The sequence below is a fragment of the Pseudomonas sp. TE21435 genome, from assembly GCF_056279265.1.
The window spans coordinates 5,403,445-5,420,129 of the sequence record NZ_JBWBQZ010000001.1 but is presented as its reverse complement, the minus strand read 5'-3'; the positions used below and the strand labels follow the sequence as shown (position 1 = coordinate 5,420,129).

The 16,685-nt window shown below is 63.1% G+C and carries 14 protein-coding genes; 3 read left to right on the top strand and 11 right to left on the bottom strand.

All coding sequences use genetic code 11. The features are described 5' to 3' along the window. Window positions 1–3: 3 nt before the first annotated feature. The 5 genes from lepA to rpoE form a co-directional block, all read right to left on the bottom strand. Window positions 4–1,803: a translation elongation factor 4 gene (lepA, locus tag ACZ9C1_RS24540; RefSeq protein ID WP_038705563.1), complete on the bottom strand. Its 1,800-nt coding sequence runs from the start codon at window positions 1,801–1,803 to the stop codon at window positions 4–6. 270 nt (window positions 1,804–2,073) lie between these two features. Further along, a complete protein-coding gene (locus ACZ9C1_RS24535; protein ID WP_371918089.1) occupies window positions 2,074–3,480 on the bottom strand; it encodes a DegQ family serine endoprotease in 1,407 nt (468 codons plus the stop codon). Window positions 3,481–3,681: 201 nt separating this feature from the next. Continuing rightward, the gene (locus ACZ9C1_RS24530) at window positions 3,682–4,647 is read right to left on the bottom strand and encodes a MucB/RseB C-terminal domain-containing protein (protein ID WP_102681610.1); all 966 of its coding nucleotides are present in this window, start codon (window positions 4,645–4,647) and stop codon (window positions 3,682–3,684) included. Between the two features lie 12 nt (window positions 4,648–4,659). Continuing rightward, window positions 4,660–5,250, bottom strand: coding sequence for a sigma-E factor negative regulatory protein (locus ACZ9C1_RS24525; protein ID WP_102681609.1), 591 nt, complete (start codon window positions 5,248–5,250; stop codon window positions 4,660–4,662). 31 nt (window positions 5,251–5,281) lie between these two features. Next, entirely contained in the window at window positions 5,282–5,863 is a 582-nt protein-coding gene (gene rpoE / locus ACZ9C1_RS24520) for an RNA polymerase sigma factor RpoE/AlgU (RefSeq protein ID WP_010220971.1), read from the bottom strand. Window positions 5,864–6,299: 436 nt separating this feature from the next. Here rpoE and nadB point away from each other — a divergent pair, with 436 nt between their 5' ends. Continuing rightward, complete coding sequence (gene nadB, locus ACZ9C1_RS24515; RefSeq protein WP_046856844.1) at window positions 6,300–7,913, top strand: L-aspartate oxidase; 1,614 nt, start codon at window positions 6,300–6,302, stop codon at window positions 7,911–7,913. Window positions 7,914–8,006: 93 nt separating this feature from the next. Here nadB and ACZ9C1_RS24510 read toward each other — a convergent pair whose 3' ends face one another. Then, entirely contained in the window at window positions 8,007–8,969 is a 963-nt protein-coding gene (locus tag ACZ9C1_RS24510) for an NAD(P)H-quinone oxidoreductase (RefSeq protein WP_476254463.1), read from the bottom strand. Window positions 8,970–9,113: 144 nt separating this feature from the next. On the opposite strand from ACZ9C1_RS24510, the gene ACZ9C1_RS24505 reads away from it, so the two are divergent. Continuing rightward, window positions 9,114–11,195 carry a carboxy terminal-processing peptidase gene (locus ACZ9C1_RS24505; protein ID WP_172670906.1) on the top strand — a complete coding sequence of 694 codons (2,082 nt, stop codon included), beginning with the start codon at window positions 9,114–9,116 and terminating at the stop codon, window positions 11,193–11,195. Between the two features lie 108 nt (window positions 11,196–11,303). Then, window positions 11,304–13,061 carry a bifunctional diguanylate cyclase/phosphodiesterase gene (locus ACZ9C1_RS24500; protein ID WP_277503066.1) on the top strand — a complete coding sequence of 586 codons (1,758 nt, stop codon included), beginning with the start codon at window positions 11,304–11,306 and terminating at the stop codon, window positions 13,059–13,061. A gap of 54 nt (window positions 13,062–13,115) precedes the next feature. Here the strand turns inward: ACZ9C1_RS24500 and ACZ9C1_RS24495 are convergent, their stop codons facing one another. From ACZ9C1_RS24495 to ACZ9C1_RS24475, 5 genes are all read right to left on the bottom strand, one after another. Then, window positions 13,116–13,484, bottom strand: a complete 369-nt coding sequence (locus ACZ9C1_RS24495) for a hypothetical protein (RefSeq protein ID WP_023629774.1) — start codon at window positions 13,482–13,484, stop codon at window positions 13,116–13,118. Next, window positions 13,481–13,825: a helix-turn-helix domain-containing protein gene (locus tag ACZ9C1_RS24490; RefSeq protein WP_102681606.1), complete on the bottom strand. Its 345-nt coding sequence runs from the start codon at window positions 13,823–13,825 to the stop codon at window positions 13,481–13,483. Before ACZ9C1_RS24490 ends, ACZ9C1_RS24495 begins: the two co-directional genes overlap by 4 nt. Before the next feature lie 90 nt (window positions 13,826–13,915). Beyond that, window positions 13,916–14,356, bottom strand: coding sequence for a YkvA family protein (locus ACZ9C1_RS24485; protein WP_102681605.1), 441 nt, complete (start codon window positions 14,354–14,356; stop codon window positions 13,916–13,918). A 281-nt stretch (window positions 14,357–14,637) separates the two neighbouring features. Further along, entirely contained in the window at window positions 14,638–15,360 is a 723-nt protein-coding gene (locus ACZ9C1_RS24480; protein ID WP_038705560.1) for an FKBP-type peptidyl-prolyl cis-trans isomerase, read from the bottom strand. A 284-nt stretch (window positions 15,361–15,644) separates the two neighbouring features. Beyond that, window positions 15,645–16,649: a response regulator gene (locus tag ACZ9C1_RS24475; protein WP_102681604.1), complete on the bottom strand. Its 1,005-nt coding sequence runs from the start codon at window positions 16,647–16,649 to the stop codon at window positions 15,645–15,647. Window positions 16,650–16,685: the final 36 nt, after the last annotated feature.

The following is a 16,685-nucleotide window of genomic DNA, read 5'->3' as shown; positions in this document are numbered from 1 at the left end:
GACCTAGCTATCCAACCTGAGCACAGCGAGGAAGGCTTCCTGTGGAATCTCCACGTTACCTACCTGCTTCATGCGTTTCTTACCGGCCTTCTGCTTCTCCAGCAGCTTCTTCTTACGGCTGACGTCACCACCGTAGCACTTGGCCAGTACGTTCTTTCTGAGCGCCTTGACGGTTGTCCGCGCAATGATCTGGCCGCCGATAGCTGCCTGGATCGCCACGTCGAACATCTGCCTAGGGATCAGTTCCTTCATCTTTTCGGTCAACGCACGGCCTTTGTAGGCGGCGTTGTCGCGGTGCACGATCAGGGCCAGGGCATCGACCTTGTCGCCGTTGATCAGCACGTCCAGCTTGACCAGGTTGGCCGACTGGTAGCGGTCGAAATGGTAGTCCAGCGACGCGTAGCCGCGACTGGTGGACTTGAGCCGGTCGAAGAAGTCCAGGACCACTTCGTTCATCGGCATGTCGTAGCGCACCTGCACCTGGCTGCCGAGGAACTGCATGTCGCGCTGCACGCCACGCTTCTCGATGCACAGGGTGATGACGTTGCCCAGGTGCTCCTGCGGCACGAGGATGGTCGCGGTGACGATCGGCTCGCGGAAGTCGGTGACGGACGAGACGTCCGGCAGCTTCGATGGGTTGTCGACGACGATGGTCTCACCGGTCTTGAGCTCGAGCTCGTAGATCACGCTTGGCGCGGTGGTGATCAGGTCCAGGTCGTATTCGCGCTCCAGGCGCTCCTGGATGATCTCCATGTGCAGCATGCCGAGGAAGCCGCAACGGAAGCCGAAGCCCAGGGCGTCGGAGCTTTCCGGCATGTATTGCAGCGACGAGTCGTTCAGGGTCAGCTTCTGCAGGGCGTCGCGGAAGTCCTCGAAGTCGTCGGAACTGACCGGGAACAGGCCCGCGTAAACCTGCGGCTGGATCTTCTTGAAGCCCGCCAGCATTTCGACTTCCGGGGTGCTGGACAGGGTCAGGGTGTCGCCCACCGGCGCACCATGGATGTCCTTGATGCTGGCAATGATGAAGCCCACTTCACCGGCTTTCAGATCAGCGGTCTGGGTGTGTTTCGGGGTGAACACACCAACGCTGTCGACCAGATGCACCTTGCCGGTGGACTTGACCAGGATCTTGTCGCCTTTCTTGACGCGGCCCTGGCGCACACGCACCAGCGAGACCACGCCCAGGTAGTTGTCGAACCAGGAGTCGATGATCAGCGCCTGCAGCGGGGCGTCGATCTCACCGGTCGGAGCGGGGATGGTATGTACCAGGCGCTCGAGCACCTCGTCGACGCCCATGCCGCTCTTGGCACTGCAAGCCACGGCGTCGGTGGCGTCGATGCCGATGATCTTCTCGATCTCGTCCTTGACGCGGTCCGGGTCAGCCTGGGGCAGGTCCATCTTGTTCAGCACGGGCATGACTTCCAGGCCCTGCTCGATGGCGGTGTAGCAGTTGGCCACCGATTGCGCCTCGACGCCCTGGCCGGCATCGACCACCAGCAGCGCGCCCTCGCACGCCGCCAGCGAGCGCGAGACTTCATAGGTGAAGTCAACGTGGCCGGGGGTGTCGATGAAGTTCAGCTGGTAGGTTTTACCATCCTGCGCCTTGTAGTGCAGCGTGACGCTGTGGGCCTTGATGGTGATACCGCGTTCGCGCTCCAAGTCCATGGAATCGAGGACCTGGGCTTCCATTTCGCGCGCCGACAGGCCACCGCACATCTGGATGAAACGGTCGGCCAGCGTCGACTTGCCATGGTCGATGTGGGCGATGATGGAGAAATTGCGGATATGACTCAAATCACTCACAGGTCAACACTCGAAAAGGCTGCGAGCCGGACGCCCGCCGAAAAATAGCCGGGAATTGTACCTCAAGCCGCAGGGATATGGGAGAACCCTTGTCACCTGCCTATCGGTTAGCGTGGGAGCGGTCTTACCCCGCGATGGCGTCCGATCAGTTGAAATTGTTGCCTGATCTGACAATATCGCGGGGCAAGCCCGCTCCCACGCAGGACCTTTACTCCTGCTTGCTCAAGAAAAAGGGCAGCCGAGGCTGCCCTTTCCTACCTTGCAATCCGCTTATTCAGCCAGTTTGAAGGTGATGAAGCTGGCACGCCCCTGGCGCAGCACGCGCATGGACACCGAACGGTTCTTCGGCAGTTCCTTGGCGATCTCGGTGAACTGCTTGGCCGAGGCAATGGCCTGGTTGTTCAGGTGGCTGATCACATCGCCCGGACGCAGGCCGATCATGGCCGCCGGGCCATCCTGGACTTCCTTGATGACCACCCCGCCCTTGAGTTCGAGCGACTTTTTCTGCTCGGCACTGAGGTCGGCGACAGATACGCCCAGACGGTTGCTGCTGCGCTCGGCGCTGCCATCGGCACCCGCACCCATGCCGATGTCGGCGTCATCCTCGGGCAATGCGCCGATGGTCACATCCAGGTTCTGGCGCTTGCCATTGCGGATGATCTCAAGCTTGGCTTTCTCGCCATCCTTCAGGCTGCCTACCAGGTGCGGCAGGTCGGCGGACATGACGATCGGCTGGCCATTCATGCTCAGGATCACGTCGCCCACCTGCAGGCCGCCCTTGGCTGCCGGGCCGTTTTCCAGAACCTGGGCCACCAGGGCACCGGCCGGCTTGTCCAGGCCGAACGACTCGGCCAGGTCCTTGTTGACCTCCTGGATCACCACGCCCAGCCAGCCGCGGCTGACCTTGCCGTCTTTCTTCAACTGGTTCGATACATCGATCGCCACGTCGATCGGGATGGCGAACGACAGGCCCATGAAGCCGCCGGAACGGGTGAAGATCTGCGAGTTGATGCCCACCACCTCGCCTTTCATGTTGAACAGCGGCCCACCGGAGTTGCCCGGGTTGATCGCCACGTCGGTCTGGATGAACGGCACATAGGTATCGTTGGGCAGCGTGCGGCCCTTGGCGCTGACGATACCCTTGGTCACCGAGTGGTCGAAGCCGAACGGCGAACCGATGGCCAGCACCCATTCACCGACCTTGAGCTTTTCCGAATCGCCCAGTTTGACGGTCGGCAGGTTCTTGCCGTCGACCTTGAGCAACGCCACGTCGGTGCGTGGGTCGGTACCCACCAGCTTGGCCTGCAGCTCGCTGCGGTCGGACAGGCGGACGATGATCTCGTCAGCGTCGGCCACCACATGGTTGTTGGTCAGCACGTAGCCGTCACTGGAAATGATGAAGCCCGACCCCAGCGACTGCGCCTCACGCTGGCGATCACCGCGCGGCGAACGCGGCTGCTGCGGCATGTTGCGCTCGAAGAACTCGCGGAACATCGGCGGCAGGCCTTCCAGGTCGGGCATCTGCCCGGCGGCGACACGGCGGTCCGGCAGCTTCTGCTTGGTACTGATGTTGACCACCGCCGGCGAGGCCTGCTCGACCAGGGTGGTGAAGTCCGGCAGGGACTCCTCGGCCTGGGCACTGAGTACCTGGCCGAGCATCAGCACGGCAGCGAACATCGATAGGTAGGTTTTCAAGCGTGGTATTGACATACGGCTCCCGTCACAACGAGCGTAGTTAGCAGTAAGGTTCCCGCAGACGCAGGAAAGGCCAGACTCCGAGAAGCCTGACCTATAGAAAATTTGCGGCAGGATTGCAAATGACAATGCCTTAATTTCATGTCAGCTCTGTGTAACAAGAGCTGTCAGGGCACTGCTCAGTCATTGACGCGCCTGGGCATCCTGGGCCCGCATCGACAAGGCGACACGCTCGGCAGTGCCCAGCGGAATCTCGCCGACCACCGTGACCATCACCTTGCCCTTGGGCGTGGTCAGGCGCCGCGACACTGCGACAGTAGGGCCGAGCTGGGCACGGGTATCGATACCGGGCTCGTTGCCGATCGGCTCGAGGAACACCGAAAAACGGGCCAGGCCATCGTCATACATCAGGCTGCTGACGGTACTCTTGCGCTCGGGGTCGCGCCGCACCGAGCTGTTGACCAGCTCAAAACCCGGCGGCAACCAGTCGGAACGCCACCCGGCAGCGCTTTCGGAGGTGCCGGAGGCGACCTGTTCGACCGGCCTGCAGGCAGCACCGGCGCTGAGGTCGGCGTCGGTCGGCACGTCGTCGGTGTCCAGGCGGGTCATCTGGAAGCGCTCGAGCAACTGGCCCTTGTCGTTGAGCATCAACGAGCGTAGAGGCAGGCCGGTACGCCGATCCAGGTGCAATTCGAAGGCATAGCGATGCTGGTCACGCGGGGTGAGCGAGACAATCACCGCGTCGCGCCCGGCGACGCGTGACTTGCCTGCCACGCTCAGATCATACCAGCTCATCAGTTTCAGGGGATCGAGCACCCGCGCGGCAGTGTCCGGCGCGGCGCTCACGCTACTGACCAAGTTGCCACTGACGCACTGCACCTTGCCGTCGACCCGCACGATTTCCTGGGCCGAGCCGTCGAGCTGCAGCAGCCGCTCGCTGACCTTGCCGTCCTGGACGCGATGCCAGATATCGTGGGATGAGAAACTGCCGTTACGTTCGTAGACGAAGGAACCCTGGTAACTCTGCTGCTGCTCGGCCCTTGCCAGCTTGTTGAGCCACTCGCTCGCCTCGGGCGAAGAGTTGGCGGCCAGGGCCTGTACCGTCAGGCTGCTGCCAAGCAGCAGCGACAGGAGAGGTAGCGCGCGCATGATCCTCCTTACTTAGCGGTTTTCCAGGCTGGCGGCGCGGGCGTAAGGCAGCGCGGTTTCGTTGCCCTTCAGCGCGGACTCCTGGGCGTGCTGGCGCAGGTAGCCTGGCAGGCGTTGATCCCAGCCGGCCTGGTTCTGCAGCACACCGTTGGCCATCGGCCCGGTCGGTTGCTCGTTGCCTTCACTATAGCCTGCCAATACGGCCGGGCCTTGCACCTGCGGCATGCTCAGGCCCTGCTGGGCTGGCTGCTGGGCGGCCAGCTGGGCGCCAGTGATCTCGTCCTGGTTGTAGAAACGCACGCCCGCCAGTACGGCAACGGTCACCGAAGCGGCCACGGCGAGACGGCCAATGCTGCGCCACGGGCCCTGCTTGACCTTGGCCGGCACGGCCTCGTCGGCCAGCGCCGCGGAAACCGCCGAGGCGATGTCCAGCTTGGGCAACAGCAGCTCCTTGTGCATGGCTGCACGGGCAACCTGATAACGCGACCAGGTGGCACGGGTTTCGGCATCGTCGACGGCGTTCAGCACGCGACGCAGTTCCAGTTCGTCCGCTTCGTTATCCATCACCGCGGACAGCGATTCCTGCAAAGCTTCACGACTCATGGCGGTTCCTCTCTTGGCTATCGCCGCTGTCTCAGGTTTCCTGCAACAAAGGTTGCAGGGCTTTGTCTATGGCCTCCCGAGCGCGGAAGATTCGAGAGCGCACGGTACCCACCGGACATTGCATGACACTGGCAATGTCTTCGTAACTCAGTCCGTCGAACTCGCGCAGGGTCAGTGCCGTGCGCAAGTCCTCGGGCAGTTGCTGAATGGTTCGATGGACAGTGCCTTCGATTTCATCCCGCAACAACGCGCGCTCTGGGGACTCGAGATCCTTGAGACCATGATCGCCGTCGTAAAACTCCGCATCCTCGGAGCTCACATCGCTGTCTGGTGGCCGTCTTCCACGGGATACCAGGTAGTTCTTCGCCGTATTGATGGCGATGCGGTACAGCCAGGTGTAGAACGCACTGTCACCGCGAAAATTCCCAAGCGCACGGTATGCCTTGATGAAGGCTTCCTGCGCCACGTCCTGCGCTTCATGGGTGTCGTGTACGAAACGCACGATCAACCCGAGAATCTTGTGCTGATACTTCAGCACCAACAGATCGAACGCTCGCCTGTCGCCACGCTGCACGCGCTCGACAAGCTGCTGATCCTCTTCCTGGGTTAGCATGAACACTCCTCAGTGATCTCGAAGGAGCGTTGCAACAGCCATCGTTCAGGCTTGCAACCATAGACTCGGGCTTTTCGCAAAAGTTCTCCCCTCCAAGCAAGTTTCCTGCGGCCCTTGGTCGGCTCGCACGGAAGACGCAACGCGGTCACGGCCGGCTGCGCCGATAATCAGTTTTCGTTACGCAGGTGCCAGCCCAGAATAGAGCCGGCGCCTTGCGTCGCCGCAGCAACCTGTGGCGTACGGGCAGCCTGTATAGGATTTCCAGGGGTATCGGAAAGTTCCCACAAAGATCGCCACCCACCCGCAAGTGCCATTGGAAATCAGGCGCCCGGGGCTGCTATAAAGGCACCCCGACCCGGTTTCACGATAGTTTCACAATGCCATCGGCGCCCGACTATTGTGCCGTGCCCCCTCCAAAGATTACTAGTGTCCCGACATGAGCCAACAATTCCAACATGATGTCCTGGTGATCGGTAGCGGTGCCGCCGGTCTCAGCCTGGCACTGAACCTTCCCGGCCACCTGCGCATTGCCGTGCTGAGCAAGGGCGACCTGGCCAACGGTTCTACCTTCTGGGCCCAGGGCGGTGTCGCCGCGGTGCTCGATGACACAGATACCGTGCAGTCGCATGTCGAGGACACGCTCAACGCCGGTGGCGGCCTGTGCCATGAAGATGCCGTGCGCTTCACCGTCGAGCACAGCCGCGAGGCCATCCAGTGGCTGATCGAGCAAGGCGTGCCGTTTACCCGCGACGAACACTACAGCGTCGACGACGGTGGATTCGAGTTCCACCTGACCCGCGAAGGGGGCCATAGCCACCGGCGCATCATCCATGCCGCCGACGCCACCGGTGCCGCTATCTTCACCACGTTGCTGGAGCAGGCGCGCAAGCGGCCGAACATCCAGTTGCTGGAACAGCGCGTGGCCGTCGACCTGATCACCGAGCGGCGCCTGGGCCTGGACGGAGATCGCTGCCTTGGCGCCTACGTCCTGGACCGCAACACCGGCGAGGTGGACACCTTCGGTGCCCGTTTCACCGTGCTGGCCACCGGCGGCGCGGCCAAGGTCTACCTCTATACCAGTAATCCCGACGGTGCTTGCGGCGACGGCATCGCCATGGCTTGGCGCGCCGGCTGCCGGGTGGCCAACCTGGAGTTCAACCAGTTCCACCCAACCTGCCTGTACCATCCGCAGGCCAAGAGCTTCCTGATCACCGAGGCCCTGCGCGGTGAGGGCGCCCTGCTGCGCCTGCCCAACGGCGAGCGTTTCATGCCGCGCTTCGACCCACGTGAAGAGCTGGCGCCACGGGATATCGTCGCCCGCGCCATCGACCACGAGATGAAGCGCCTGGGGGTGGACTGCGTCTATCTGGATATCAGCCACAAGCCGGCCGACTTCATCAAGAGCCATTTCCCAACGGTCTACGAACGCTGCCTGACCTTCGGTATCGACATCACCCGCCAGCCTATCCCGGTGGTGCCTGCGGCCCATTACACCTGTGGCGGGGTAATGATCGACGAGCACGGCCACAGCGACGTGCCTGGCCTGTACGCCATCGGCGAAACCAGTTTCACCGGCCTGCATGGCGCCAACAGGATGGCCAGCAACTCGCTGCTCGAATGCTTCGTCTATGGCCGCGCCGCCGCCGCCGATATCGAGGCGCGCCTGGACCAGGTCGCCATGCCCCGCGCCCTGCCCTGCTGGGACGCAAGCCAGGTCACCGATTCGGACGAGGACGTGATCATCGCGCACAACTGGGACGAACTGCGGCGCTTCATGTGGGACTATGTGGGCATCGTGCGCACCAGCAAGCGCCTGCAACGGGCCGAGCACAGGGTGCGCATGCTGTTGGACGAAATCGACGAGTTCTACAGCAACTACAAGGTCAGCCGTGACCTGATCGAGCTGCGCAACCTGGCGCAGGTGGCCGAGTTGATGATCCGTTCGGCCATGCAGCGCAAGGAAAGCCGGGGCCTGCATTACACCTTGGATTATCCAGGGATGCTGCCTGAGGCCAGGGACACGATCCTGGTGCCACCGAACCACGAGTAAGGCCTGGACAGGCGCAGGAGCGCGCTTGCACCGCGAAGAGATGACAGCCTCTGTATCGTCATCGCGGCGCAAGCCCGCTCCCACGAACCGCCATCAAACGAGGGTTGGATCGATCACCAGCACCAGCTTCCCGGAAACCTGGTTGCTTGCCAGTTCCGCATAGGCCGCTTCGGCGAATTCGACCGGATAGGTATCGACCAACTGTGGCGACAGTCGCCCCTCGGCGAACAACGGCCACACCTGCTGGCGCAATTCGCGCAACAATTCGGCCTTGAACCCGTCATCACGGTTGCGCAGCGTGGAGCCGGTGATTTCCAGGCGCTTGCCCAACACCAGCGCCAGGTCCAGCTCGACCTTGCGTCCGCCCATCAGGCCAATGATCACCCAACGCCCGTCACGGGCCAGCAGCTGCAGGTTGAGCGGCGCATAACTGGCGCCCACCGGGTCCAGAATCACATCGAATGGACCAAGCTGCTTGAGATCATCGAGGTTGCCATTGCGCACCACGCCACCTGCGGCCCCCAGCGACTCACAGTAGGCCAGCCGCTCCGGCGAGCCGACGCTGACCCACACCGGGTTGCCGAAGGCCTTGCACAGCTGGATCGCCGCCGAGCCCACACCACTGGCCCCGGCATGCACCAATACCTTCTCGCCAGCCTTCAATGCCCCCAGCTGGAAGATGTTCAGCCAGGCCGTGGCATACACCTCGGGAATCGCAGCGGCTTCCTGCAGGCTCAACCCTTCGGGCACCGGCAGCACATGACGGGCGTCGACCACCACCTCCTCGGCCATGCCACCACCGGCGAGCAATGCACAGACCCGGTCGCCCACACGCCAATCGGCACCCGCTCCGACTTCCTGGACGACGCCGGCGCATTCCAGCCCCATATAAGGGCTGGCACCAGGAGGCGGCGGGTACAGCCCCGCCCGCTGCAGCAGGTCGGCGCGGTTCAGGCCCGCGGCGGCCACGCGGATACGTACCTGCCCGGCATCGCAGGCCGGGCGCTCGGCCTCGACCCACGCCACATGTCCGTCAACGCCTTGCAATGCCTTCACAGTGCCTCCATAGTTGAATCATATGACCGAGCCTGGGCACGCCAAGTCCCAGGCTTTTTGCAGTATGCGTCCGGCTCCGATGGAACCGGCGAACGGATAAGACGGCCTACTATGCGTGATCAATTGCCTCCACGTCGAATCAGCATGAAGCATTTCCTCCCCAGCACCGCCCTCGCCCTCATGATCGGCCTGGGCAGCCTCACGCTCGGTGGCAATGCGGCCGCCGCCAACAAGTGGGACAGCCTGCAGCCGGACCGCGACGAAGTGGTCGCCAGCCTCAACATCGTCGAGCTGCTCAAGCGCCACCACTACAGCAAGCCGCCGCTGGACGACGCCCGTTCGGTCATCATCTATGACAGCTACATCAAGCTGCTCGACCCTTCGCGCAGCTACTTCACCGCAGCCGACATCGCCGAATTCGACAAATGGAAGACCCAGTTCGACGACTTCCTGAAAAGTGGCAACCTCGAGCCGGGCTTCACCATCTACAAGCGTTACCTGGACCGCGTGAAGTCGCGCCTGGACTTCGCCCTGGCGGAGCTGGCCAAGGGTGCCGACAAGATCGACTTCACGGTGAAGGAAGACCTGCTGGTCGACCGCAAGGACGCCCCGTGGATGAAGAACCAGGCCGAGCTCGACGACCTGTGGCGCAAGCGCGTCAAGGACGAAGTGCTGCGCCAGAAGATTGCCGGCAAGGATCCCAAGCAGATCCAGGAAACCCTGACCAAGCGCTACAAGAACCAGCTGGCGCGCCTGGACCAGACCCGCGCGGAAGACATCTTCCAGGCCTACATCAACACCTTCGCCCAGTCCTACGACCCGCATACCAATTACTTGTCGCCGGACAACGCCGAGAACTTCGACATCAACATGAGCCTGTCGCTCGAAGGCATCGGCGCGGTGCTGCAGAGCGACAACGACCAGGTCAAGATCGTACGCCTGGTACCGGCCGGCCCGGCCGCCAAGACCAAACAGGTGGCACCGGCCGACAAGATCATCGGCGTCGCCCAGGGCAACAAGGAAATGGTCGACGTGGTCGGCTGGCGCCTTGACGAAGTGGTCAAGCTGATCCGCGGCCCGAAAGGCTCGGTGGTGCGCCTGGAGGTCATCCCAGCCAGCAACGCGCCGAACGACCAGACCAGCAAGATCGTCTCGATCACCCGCGAAGCGGTCAAGCTCGAGGAGCAGGCGGCGAAGAAGTCGGTGCTCAAGCTCAAGCAGGATGGCCGTGACTACAAGCTCGGCATCATCGAGATCCCGGCTTTCTACCTGGACTTCAAGGCATACCGCGCTGGCGATCCGGATTACAAGAGCACCACCCGCGACGTGAAGAAGCTGCTCACCGAGCTGCAGAAAGAGAAAGTCGACGGCGTGGTCATCGACCTGCGCAACAACGGTGGCGGCTCGCTGCAGGAAGCCACCGAGCTGACCAGCCTGTTCATCGAGAAGGGCCCGACCGTGCTGGTGCGCAACAGCGACGGGCGCGTCGACGTGCTCGAGGACGAGAACCCCGGCGCCTTCTACAAAGGCCCGCTGGCACTGCTGGTCAACCGCCTCTCGGCGTCCGCCTCGGAAATTTTCGCCGGCGCCATGCAGGACTACCACCGTGCGCTGATCATCGGTGGCCAGACCTTCGGCAAAGGCACCGTGCAGACCATCCAGCCGCTCAACCATGGCGAACTCAAGCTGACGCTGGCCAAATTCTACCGGGTCTCCGGGCAGAGTACCCAGCACCAGGGCGTGCTGCCGGACATCGCCTACCCGTCGATCATCGACACCAAGGAAATCGGTGAAAGCGCCCTGCCTGAAGCCATGCCGTGGGACACCATCCGTCCAGTGGTCAAGCCTGCCTCCGATCCGTTCAAGCCGTTCCTCGCCCAGCTCAAAGCGCAGCATGAGGCGCGCAGTGACAAGGATGCCGAGTTCGTTTACATCCGCGACCGCCTGGCACTGACCCAGAAGCTGATGAACGAGAAGACCGTCAGCCTCAACGAGCAGCAGCGTCGCGCCCGCCACGACGAGATCGAAGCCAAGCAGCTGGCGCTGGAGAACATCCGGCGCAAGGCCAAGGGCGAAGAGCCGCTCAAGGAACTGAAGAAAGAGGACGAGGACGCCCTGCCCGCCGAGCCGGACGACACCAAGCCCGAGGACGATGCCTACCTGTCCGAGACCGGTCGCATCCTGCTCGACTACCTGAGCCTCAGCACCTCGGTGGCCAAGCACTGAAGTGATGGCAAAATAATGTGACCTGTCATCAAACAGTCATCGGACTGTCGTGAAATGGAAGGGCCGAACGTGCAAGCGTTTGGCCCTTTTCAATTCAGGAAGCAGTCCATGACCGTCACCGAACAGCTCAGCGCATTGAGTGCCATCCTGGCTCAACGCAGCATCCACTGTCTGTTCCAACCCATCGTCTGCCTCTCCGAACGGCGCATCCTCGGCTATGAGGCCCTGAGCCGCGGCCCCTCCAACAGCCCTTTGCACTCACCCCTGAACCTGTTCGCCATCGCCCGCCAGGCCGGTCGCCTGGGTGAACTGGAAGTGCTGTGCAGGGAAACCGCCTGCCGACGCTTCAGCGAGCTGAACCTGGCGGGCCAGCTGTTTCTCAACGTCTCGCCCGAGTCCCTGGTAGAACCCAACTACCCTTCCGGGCGCACCCTGCAAATGCTCGAACAGGTCGGCCTGGCCCCCAGCCGGGTGGTCATCGAACTGACCGAGCAGACGCCCACCGAAGACTTCCAGCTGCTGTACAACGCCCTGCACCATTACCGCGACATGGGTTTTTCCATCGCCCTGGATGACCTGGGTGCTGGTTACTCCAGCCTGCGACTGTGGTCGGAGCTGCGCCCGGACTACGTGAAAATCGACCGCCATTTCATCGATGGCATCCACCAGGACCCGCTCAAGCGTGAGTTCGTCGGCTCGATCCTGCAGATCGCCCGCGCTTCGCGCGCCCAGGTGATCGCCGAAGGGATCGAACTGGCCGAGGAACTGGCCATACTGGGCGACATGGGCGTGGACCTGGTCCAGGGCTACCTGCTGGGGCGCCCCCAGGAGTTTCCCCCGGGGGACAGCCTCGGCCTGCTGCCCCCGGCGCCGGATACCGCCGTGGCGCTGGACGAGGACAGCAGCGATCTCAGCGCCCTGCTCATCCTGCAACCCTCGGTCACGCGCGATACTCCCATCCAGCAGGTGCTCGAGGCGTTCCACCGCCAAGCCAACCTCAATTCGCTCGCAGTGCTGGATGAACGTGGCAAACCCTGTGGCATCGTCCACCGCCATTCACTTGCCGACGCCCTGCTCAAGCCTTTTGGTACCGACCTGTTCGCCCGCAAGCCGATCAGCCGGTTGATGAGCCAGGACTTTCTCGCCGTCGAGCGCAGCCAGTCGCTGCAGCAGGTCAGCCGGCTGCTTACCAGCCGCGCCCGCCAGCGTATCGAGGAAGACTTCATCATCACCCAGAGTGGGCGTTACCTGGGCCTGGGGCGGGTGATCGACGTACTCAAGCTGATCACCGAACAGAAGATCCAGCAGGCCAGGCACGCCAACCCACTCACCCTGCTGCCCGGCAACGTGCCGATCCAGCAGTGCCTGGCGCGCCTGCTGCTGCAACGGCGCGAGGCCGCCGTATGCTACGTGGACATCGACAACTTCAAACCCTTCAACGATATCTATGGCTATGCCCGTGGCGACGAAGTGCTGCTGTGCCTGGCGCAGTGCCTGAGCGACTGCGTCGACCCCAGCAGGGATTTCGTCGGCCATATCGGTGGGGATGATTTCATGCTGGTATTGGGCTCGGCAGATTGGCGAGCGCGGCTTGAACTGCTACTGGAAGCATTTGCCCGGCAATGTCGGCGCTTCTATCGCGGTGAACACCTGGAGGCCGGATGCTTTATTGCCCATAACCGTCAGGGTCAACGGGAAACCTTCGAACTGCTGTCGCTGTCGATCGGCGTGGTCTGGCTCAAGTCTGGAAGCTCCGCCGGGCTGGATGCCGGCCAGTTGGCCGAGCTCGCCTCACAGGCGAAAAGAAAGGCCAAGGAAACCGGCGGGGCGAGCCTGAGCCTGATCGACACAACGGTACTGGAGTAAACCCTGGCAGGCTCCGGCAACCGCTACCGCGCCAGGTAGCCCTCTCCCCCGGTTTCAGGCCTCTTCCGGGTAGCGATACTCGAACACCCGCACCACTTCCGAGGCATGCCAGGACGCCGCCTCCATGCCGTCCACCGGCCCGGAAAACCGTCCCAGGCGCTCGACACACTCGAAAAACCCGGTGCGTGGCAGGCGGCTGGCGCCTTGGCTGATCACCAGCGAACTGCGCAGCGGCTGCTCGGCCCGGGCGTCGAGCACCGCCAGGTACTCAAGGGCCGCGGTCAAGGTCTGCATGGCCGGGCTGGGCAATTGCAAACGCTCAAGCAGTGCCCGGTAGGTCAGCAGATGGCGTTGCCGGCGGGCCAGGTCGAGCTCGCTCAGCAGGCCCTGCCATTGCTGACGGCTGATCCTGACCTGGCTCATGACGGCTCGCTCCAGCCGGCCACGCCCAAGTGCCACGCCAGGCTGCGTAGAATGGCCGCGTCGGGGCGGCGCTCCCCGGACTCGATCATGGCCAGGTATGCCGGGCTGATGCCGACACTGCGTGCCAACTGCTCCGGCGCCAGCCCCTTGGCCTGACGCAAGGACGCCAGCTCAGCCAGTGAGGACAGGCTGGCGCTTGGTTGAGTGTTGGCAACATTGCTTTCGGTGACGGGTGCGCTGGCCGGTGCCTGGCCTGCGGCCGCGAGCAACGCCTGATACTGCTCCCAGGGAACCACTGCGTACTCGGGCTGACCGTCCCGGCTGATGACCTGAATACCCATACAACCCCCTTGACGTTGGATTACGGCATGTAATCCGTAGGCATAACCCTTATGCCAATTATATTACCAACCTCGGGGGTCTGTGCGGAATCAGCTACCGGGCCGTTCCAGGCGCAGCGCTTCGGGGGTTTCCGGCAACCGTTCGACCACACGCAGCCGCTCCGGCGCCTGGCTGTCGCGCCAGGCCTTGAAGCGGCCCAGCTCATCAGCCACGGTCTTGAGCACCCAGCCCAGCACGGCGATGTCATCGAGCAGGCCGACACCCAGCAGCCAGTCGGGGATGGCATCCAGTGGGCTGACGAAGTAGAGCAACCCGGCGACGATGGTCACCAGTGCCTTGGGGCTGACAGCGCGGTACTCGCCACGCCACCAGGCCAGGCAAAGCGCCTGCATCAGGCGCAGGTCCTCGCGCAGCTGGCCCAGCCTCGGCCCTTTGCGCGCCACTGCGAACAGCAATGCCGGCAGCCGGCCGCGGCTGAGCAAGCGTTCGGCAAGGGGCAGGAAGCGGGTGAAATTCCAGGGTGCGCTCATGGGGCCTCCAGGGGAGCCGGAGGTTATCCACATTTATTGTGGATAACCTTGTGAACAGGGCGGCATTGATGCCGCGTGGTGCCCACCGGGCAAGGGCCGGGTACGAATCGGGCGTTTTTTACACAACCGTTTCAAGCGCGCAAACGTTTTGCGACAAAGGCACCTGTATTCAGGCCGGGCACTGCTTGCGACAGTGAATGACGCCAACGGTTCGCGTCAAGCACTGCTGAAAACGACGACGCCCCGTCGAAACGGGGCGTCTTCATGCAACACGACGGCTGTTACTTGGCCGGTGCTTCGCCAGCCTTGGCCGGGTCTTTGATGGCCAGCAGTTCCAGGTCGAACACCAGGACCGAGTTGGCCGGAATCAGCGGGCTCGGGCTCTGGGCGCCGTAGGCCAGTTCAGCCGGGATGTACAGCTTGTACTTCTCGCCGACATGCATCAGTTGCAGGCCTTCGACCCAACCCGGGATCACGCCGCTGACCGGCAGGTCGATCGGGCTGCCGCGCTCGACGGAGCTGTCGAATACCTTGCCGTCGGTCAGCTTGCCCTCGTAGTGGACGGTGACGACGTCGGTCGGCTTGGGTTGCGGGCCATCGGCCTTCTTCACCACTTCATACTGCAGGCCCGAGGCGGTGGTGATCACGCCAGGTTTCTTGCCGTTTTCCTCGAGGAACTTCTTGCCGGCGGCGGCTGCTTCCTCGCTGGCCTTGGTCAGGCGCTCTTCGGCGCGCTTCTGCAAGGCGGTGAAGGCTTCGACCAGTTCTTCGTCCTTGATGCGCTGTTCCTTCTTGCCAACAGCGTCCTCGATGCCTTGGGCGACGGCTTTTGAGTCGAGGTCGTCCATGCCTTCCTGGGCCAGGCTCTTGCCCATGTTCAGGCCGATACCGTAGGAGGCCTTCTGTGCTGGGGTCTTCAGCTCGACGCTGCTGGTCTGGGCGTCGCAACCGGCGAGGACCAGGCCTACCAGGGCAACCGCGGCCGCCAAACGATGCTGTTTCATGTAATTTCCTTGTTCATGCGCCATGAGGGCAATCAGGGTAAAGCCGCGAGCTTAGCAGGCGGCCGCGACCAATGGCTACCGGCATAAGAGCGGGTTGGGTGCAGGAAGTTCCTGGGTGAAAGCTTGTTCATGGTCGCACAGGCAGCCTTTGGCCAGTATTCACGCTGTTTCACGAGTCGTAGCACGCTTTTGCAGGTGAGGCTCCAGTCTTGCGATTGCTGTCGCGGCCTCTCGCCGGCAAGCCGGCTCCCACAGAAAACACCGTTGCCCTTTCAGGAACTGACTCAGGCGATCCCGACCTGATTGCGCCCACTGTTCTTGGCCAGGTACAGCCCCTTGTCCGCCGCCGAGATCAGCTGCCGGCAATGGCTGCCGACACTCGGGGTCAGGGTCGCCAGGCCGATGCTCACGGTCAGGTGCGACGCCGCCTCGGGCACGGTATGGGCGATCTTCAGGCCCATGATGGTCTGGCGCAGTTTTTCGGCCACCAGGCGCGCGCCACCGGGCGAGGTGTTGGGCAGCACCAGGGCGAATTCCTCGCCGCCATAACGCGCCGGCAGGTCGGTAGGACGCGAGCAGCAGCCACGAATGGCCTCGGCCACCTTGCGCAAGGCCTCGTCGCCGGCCAGGTGGCCGAAACTGTCGTTGAACGCCTTGAAATAGTCGACGTCGATCATCAGCAGCGACAACTGCTGCTGCTCGCGAATCGCCCGGCGCCATTCCAGCTCCAGGTACTCGTCGAAGTGACGGCGGTTGGACAACCCGGTCAGGCCGTCCGAGTTCATCAGCCGCTGCAGCATCAGGTTGGTGTCGAGCAACTGCTGCTGGCTCACGCGCAGCGCTCGGTAGGCCTCGTCGCGCTGCAACAGGGTGAGGTAGGAGCGCGAGTGGTAGCGGATACGCGCCACCAGCTCGATGGTGTCCGGCAACTTGACCAGGTAGTCGTTGGCCCCGGCGGCGAAGGCCGCGCTTTTGACCAGCGGGTCCTCCTTGGTCGACAGGACGATGATCGGAATGTCCTGGGTGGTCGGATTGTTGCGGTACTCGCGCACCAGGGTCAGGCCATCGAGGCCCGGCATGATCAGGTCCTGGAGGATCACCGTGGGCTTGATGCGCATGGCCTGGGCCACCGCCTGGTGCGGGTCGGCACAGAAGTGGAAGTCGATGTTCTCTTCGTGGGCGAGGCCACGGCGCACCGCTTCGCCGATCATGGCCTGATCGTCGACCAGCAGGACCATCGCCGCACTTTCGTTGATGGTCGTGAAACCTTCGATCGGTAGATCATTCATGCGTAATCACCCGTCCACTGCCGGCCACGCGGCGCG

Bases quoted from the DNA above. Each gene is read 5' to 3' on its own strand.
- rpoE (WP_010220971.1), bottom strand. From the start codon at position 5,863: ATGCTAACCCAGGAAGAGGATCAGCAGCTTGTCGAGCGCGTGCAGCGT.
- ACZ9C1_RS24535 (WP_371918089.1), bottom strand. From the start codon at position 3,480: ATGTTCGCTGCCGTGCTGATGCTCGGCCAGGTACTCAGTGCCCAGGCC.
- ACZ9C1_RS24475 (WP_102681604.1), bottom strand. From the start codon at position 16,649: ATGAATGATCTACCGATCGAAGGTTTCACGACCATCAACGAAAGTGCG.
- ACZ9C1_RS24480 (WP_038705560.1), bottom strand. From the start codon at position 15,360: ATGAAACAGCATCGTTTGGCGGCCGCGGTTGCCCTGGTAGGCCTGGTC.
- nadB (WP_046856844.1), top strand. From the start codon at position 6,300: ATGAGCCAACAATTCCAACATGATGTCCTGGTGATCGGTAGCGGTGCC.
- ACZ9C1_RS24530 (WP_102681610.1), bottom strand. From the start codon at position 4,647: ATGCGCGCGCTACCTCTCCTGTCGCTGCTGCTTGGCAGCAGCCTGACG.
- ACZ9C1_RS24505 (WP_172670906.1), top strand. From the start codon at position 9,114: ATGAAGCATTTCCTCCCCAGCACCGCCCTCGCCCTCATGATCGGCCTG.
- ACZ9C1_RS24490 (WP_102681606.1), bottom strand. From the start codon at position 13,825: ATGGGTATTCAGGTCATCAGCCGGGACGGTCAGCCCGAGTACGCAGTG.
- ACZ9C1_RS24485 (WP_102681605.1), bottom strand. From the start codon at position 14,356: ATGAGCGCACCCTGGAATTTCACCCGCTTCCTGCCCCTTGCCGAACGC.
- ACZ9C1_RS24495 (WP_023629774.1), bottom strand. From the start codon at position 13,484: ATGAGCCAGGTCAGGATCAGCCGTCAGCAATGGCAGGGCCTGCTGAGC.
- ACZ9C1_RS24525 (WP_102681609.1), bottom strand. From the start codon at position 5,250: ATGAGTCGTGAAGCTTTGCAGGAATCGCTGTCCGCGGTGATGGATAAC.
- ACZ9C1_RS24500 (WP_277503066.1), top strand. From the start codon at position 11,304: ATGACCGTCACCGAACAGCTCAGCGCATTGAGTGCCATCCTGGCTCAA.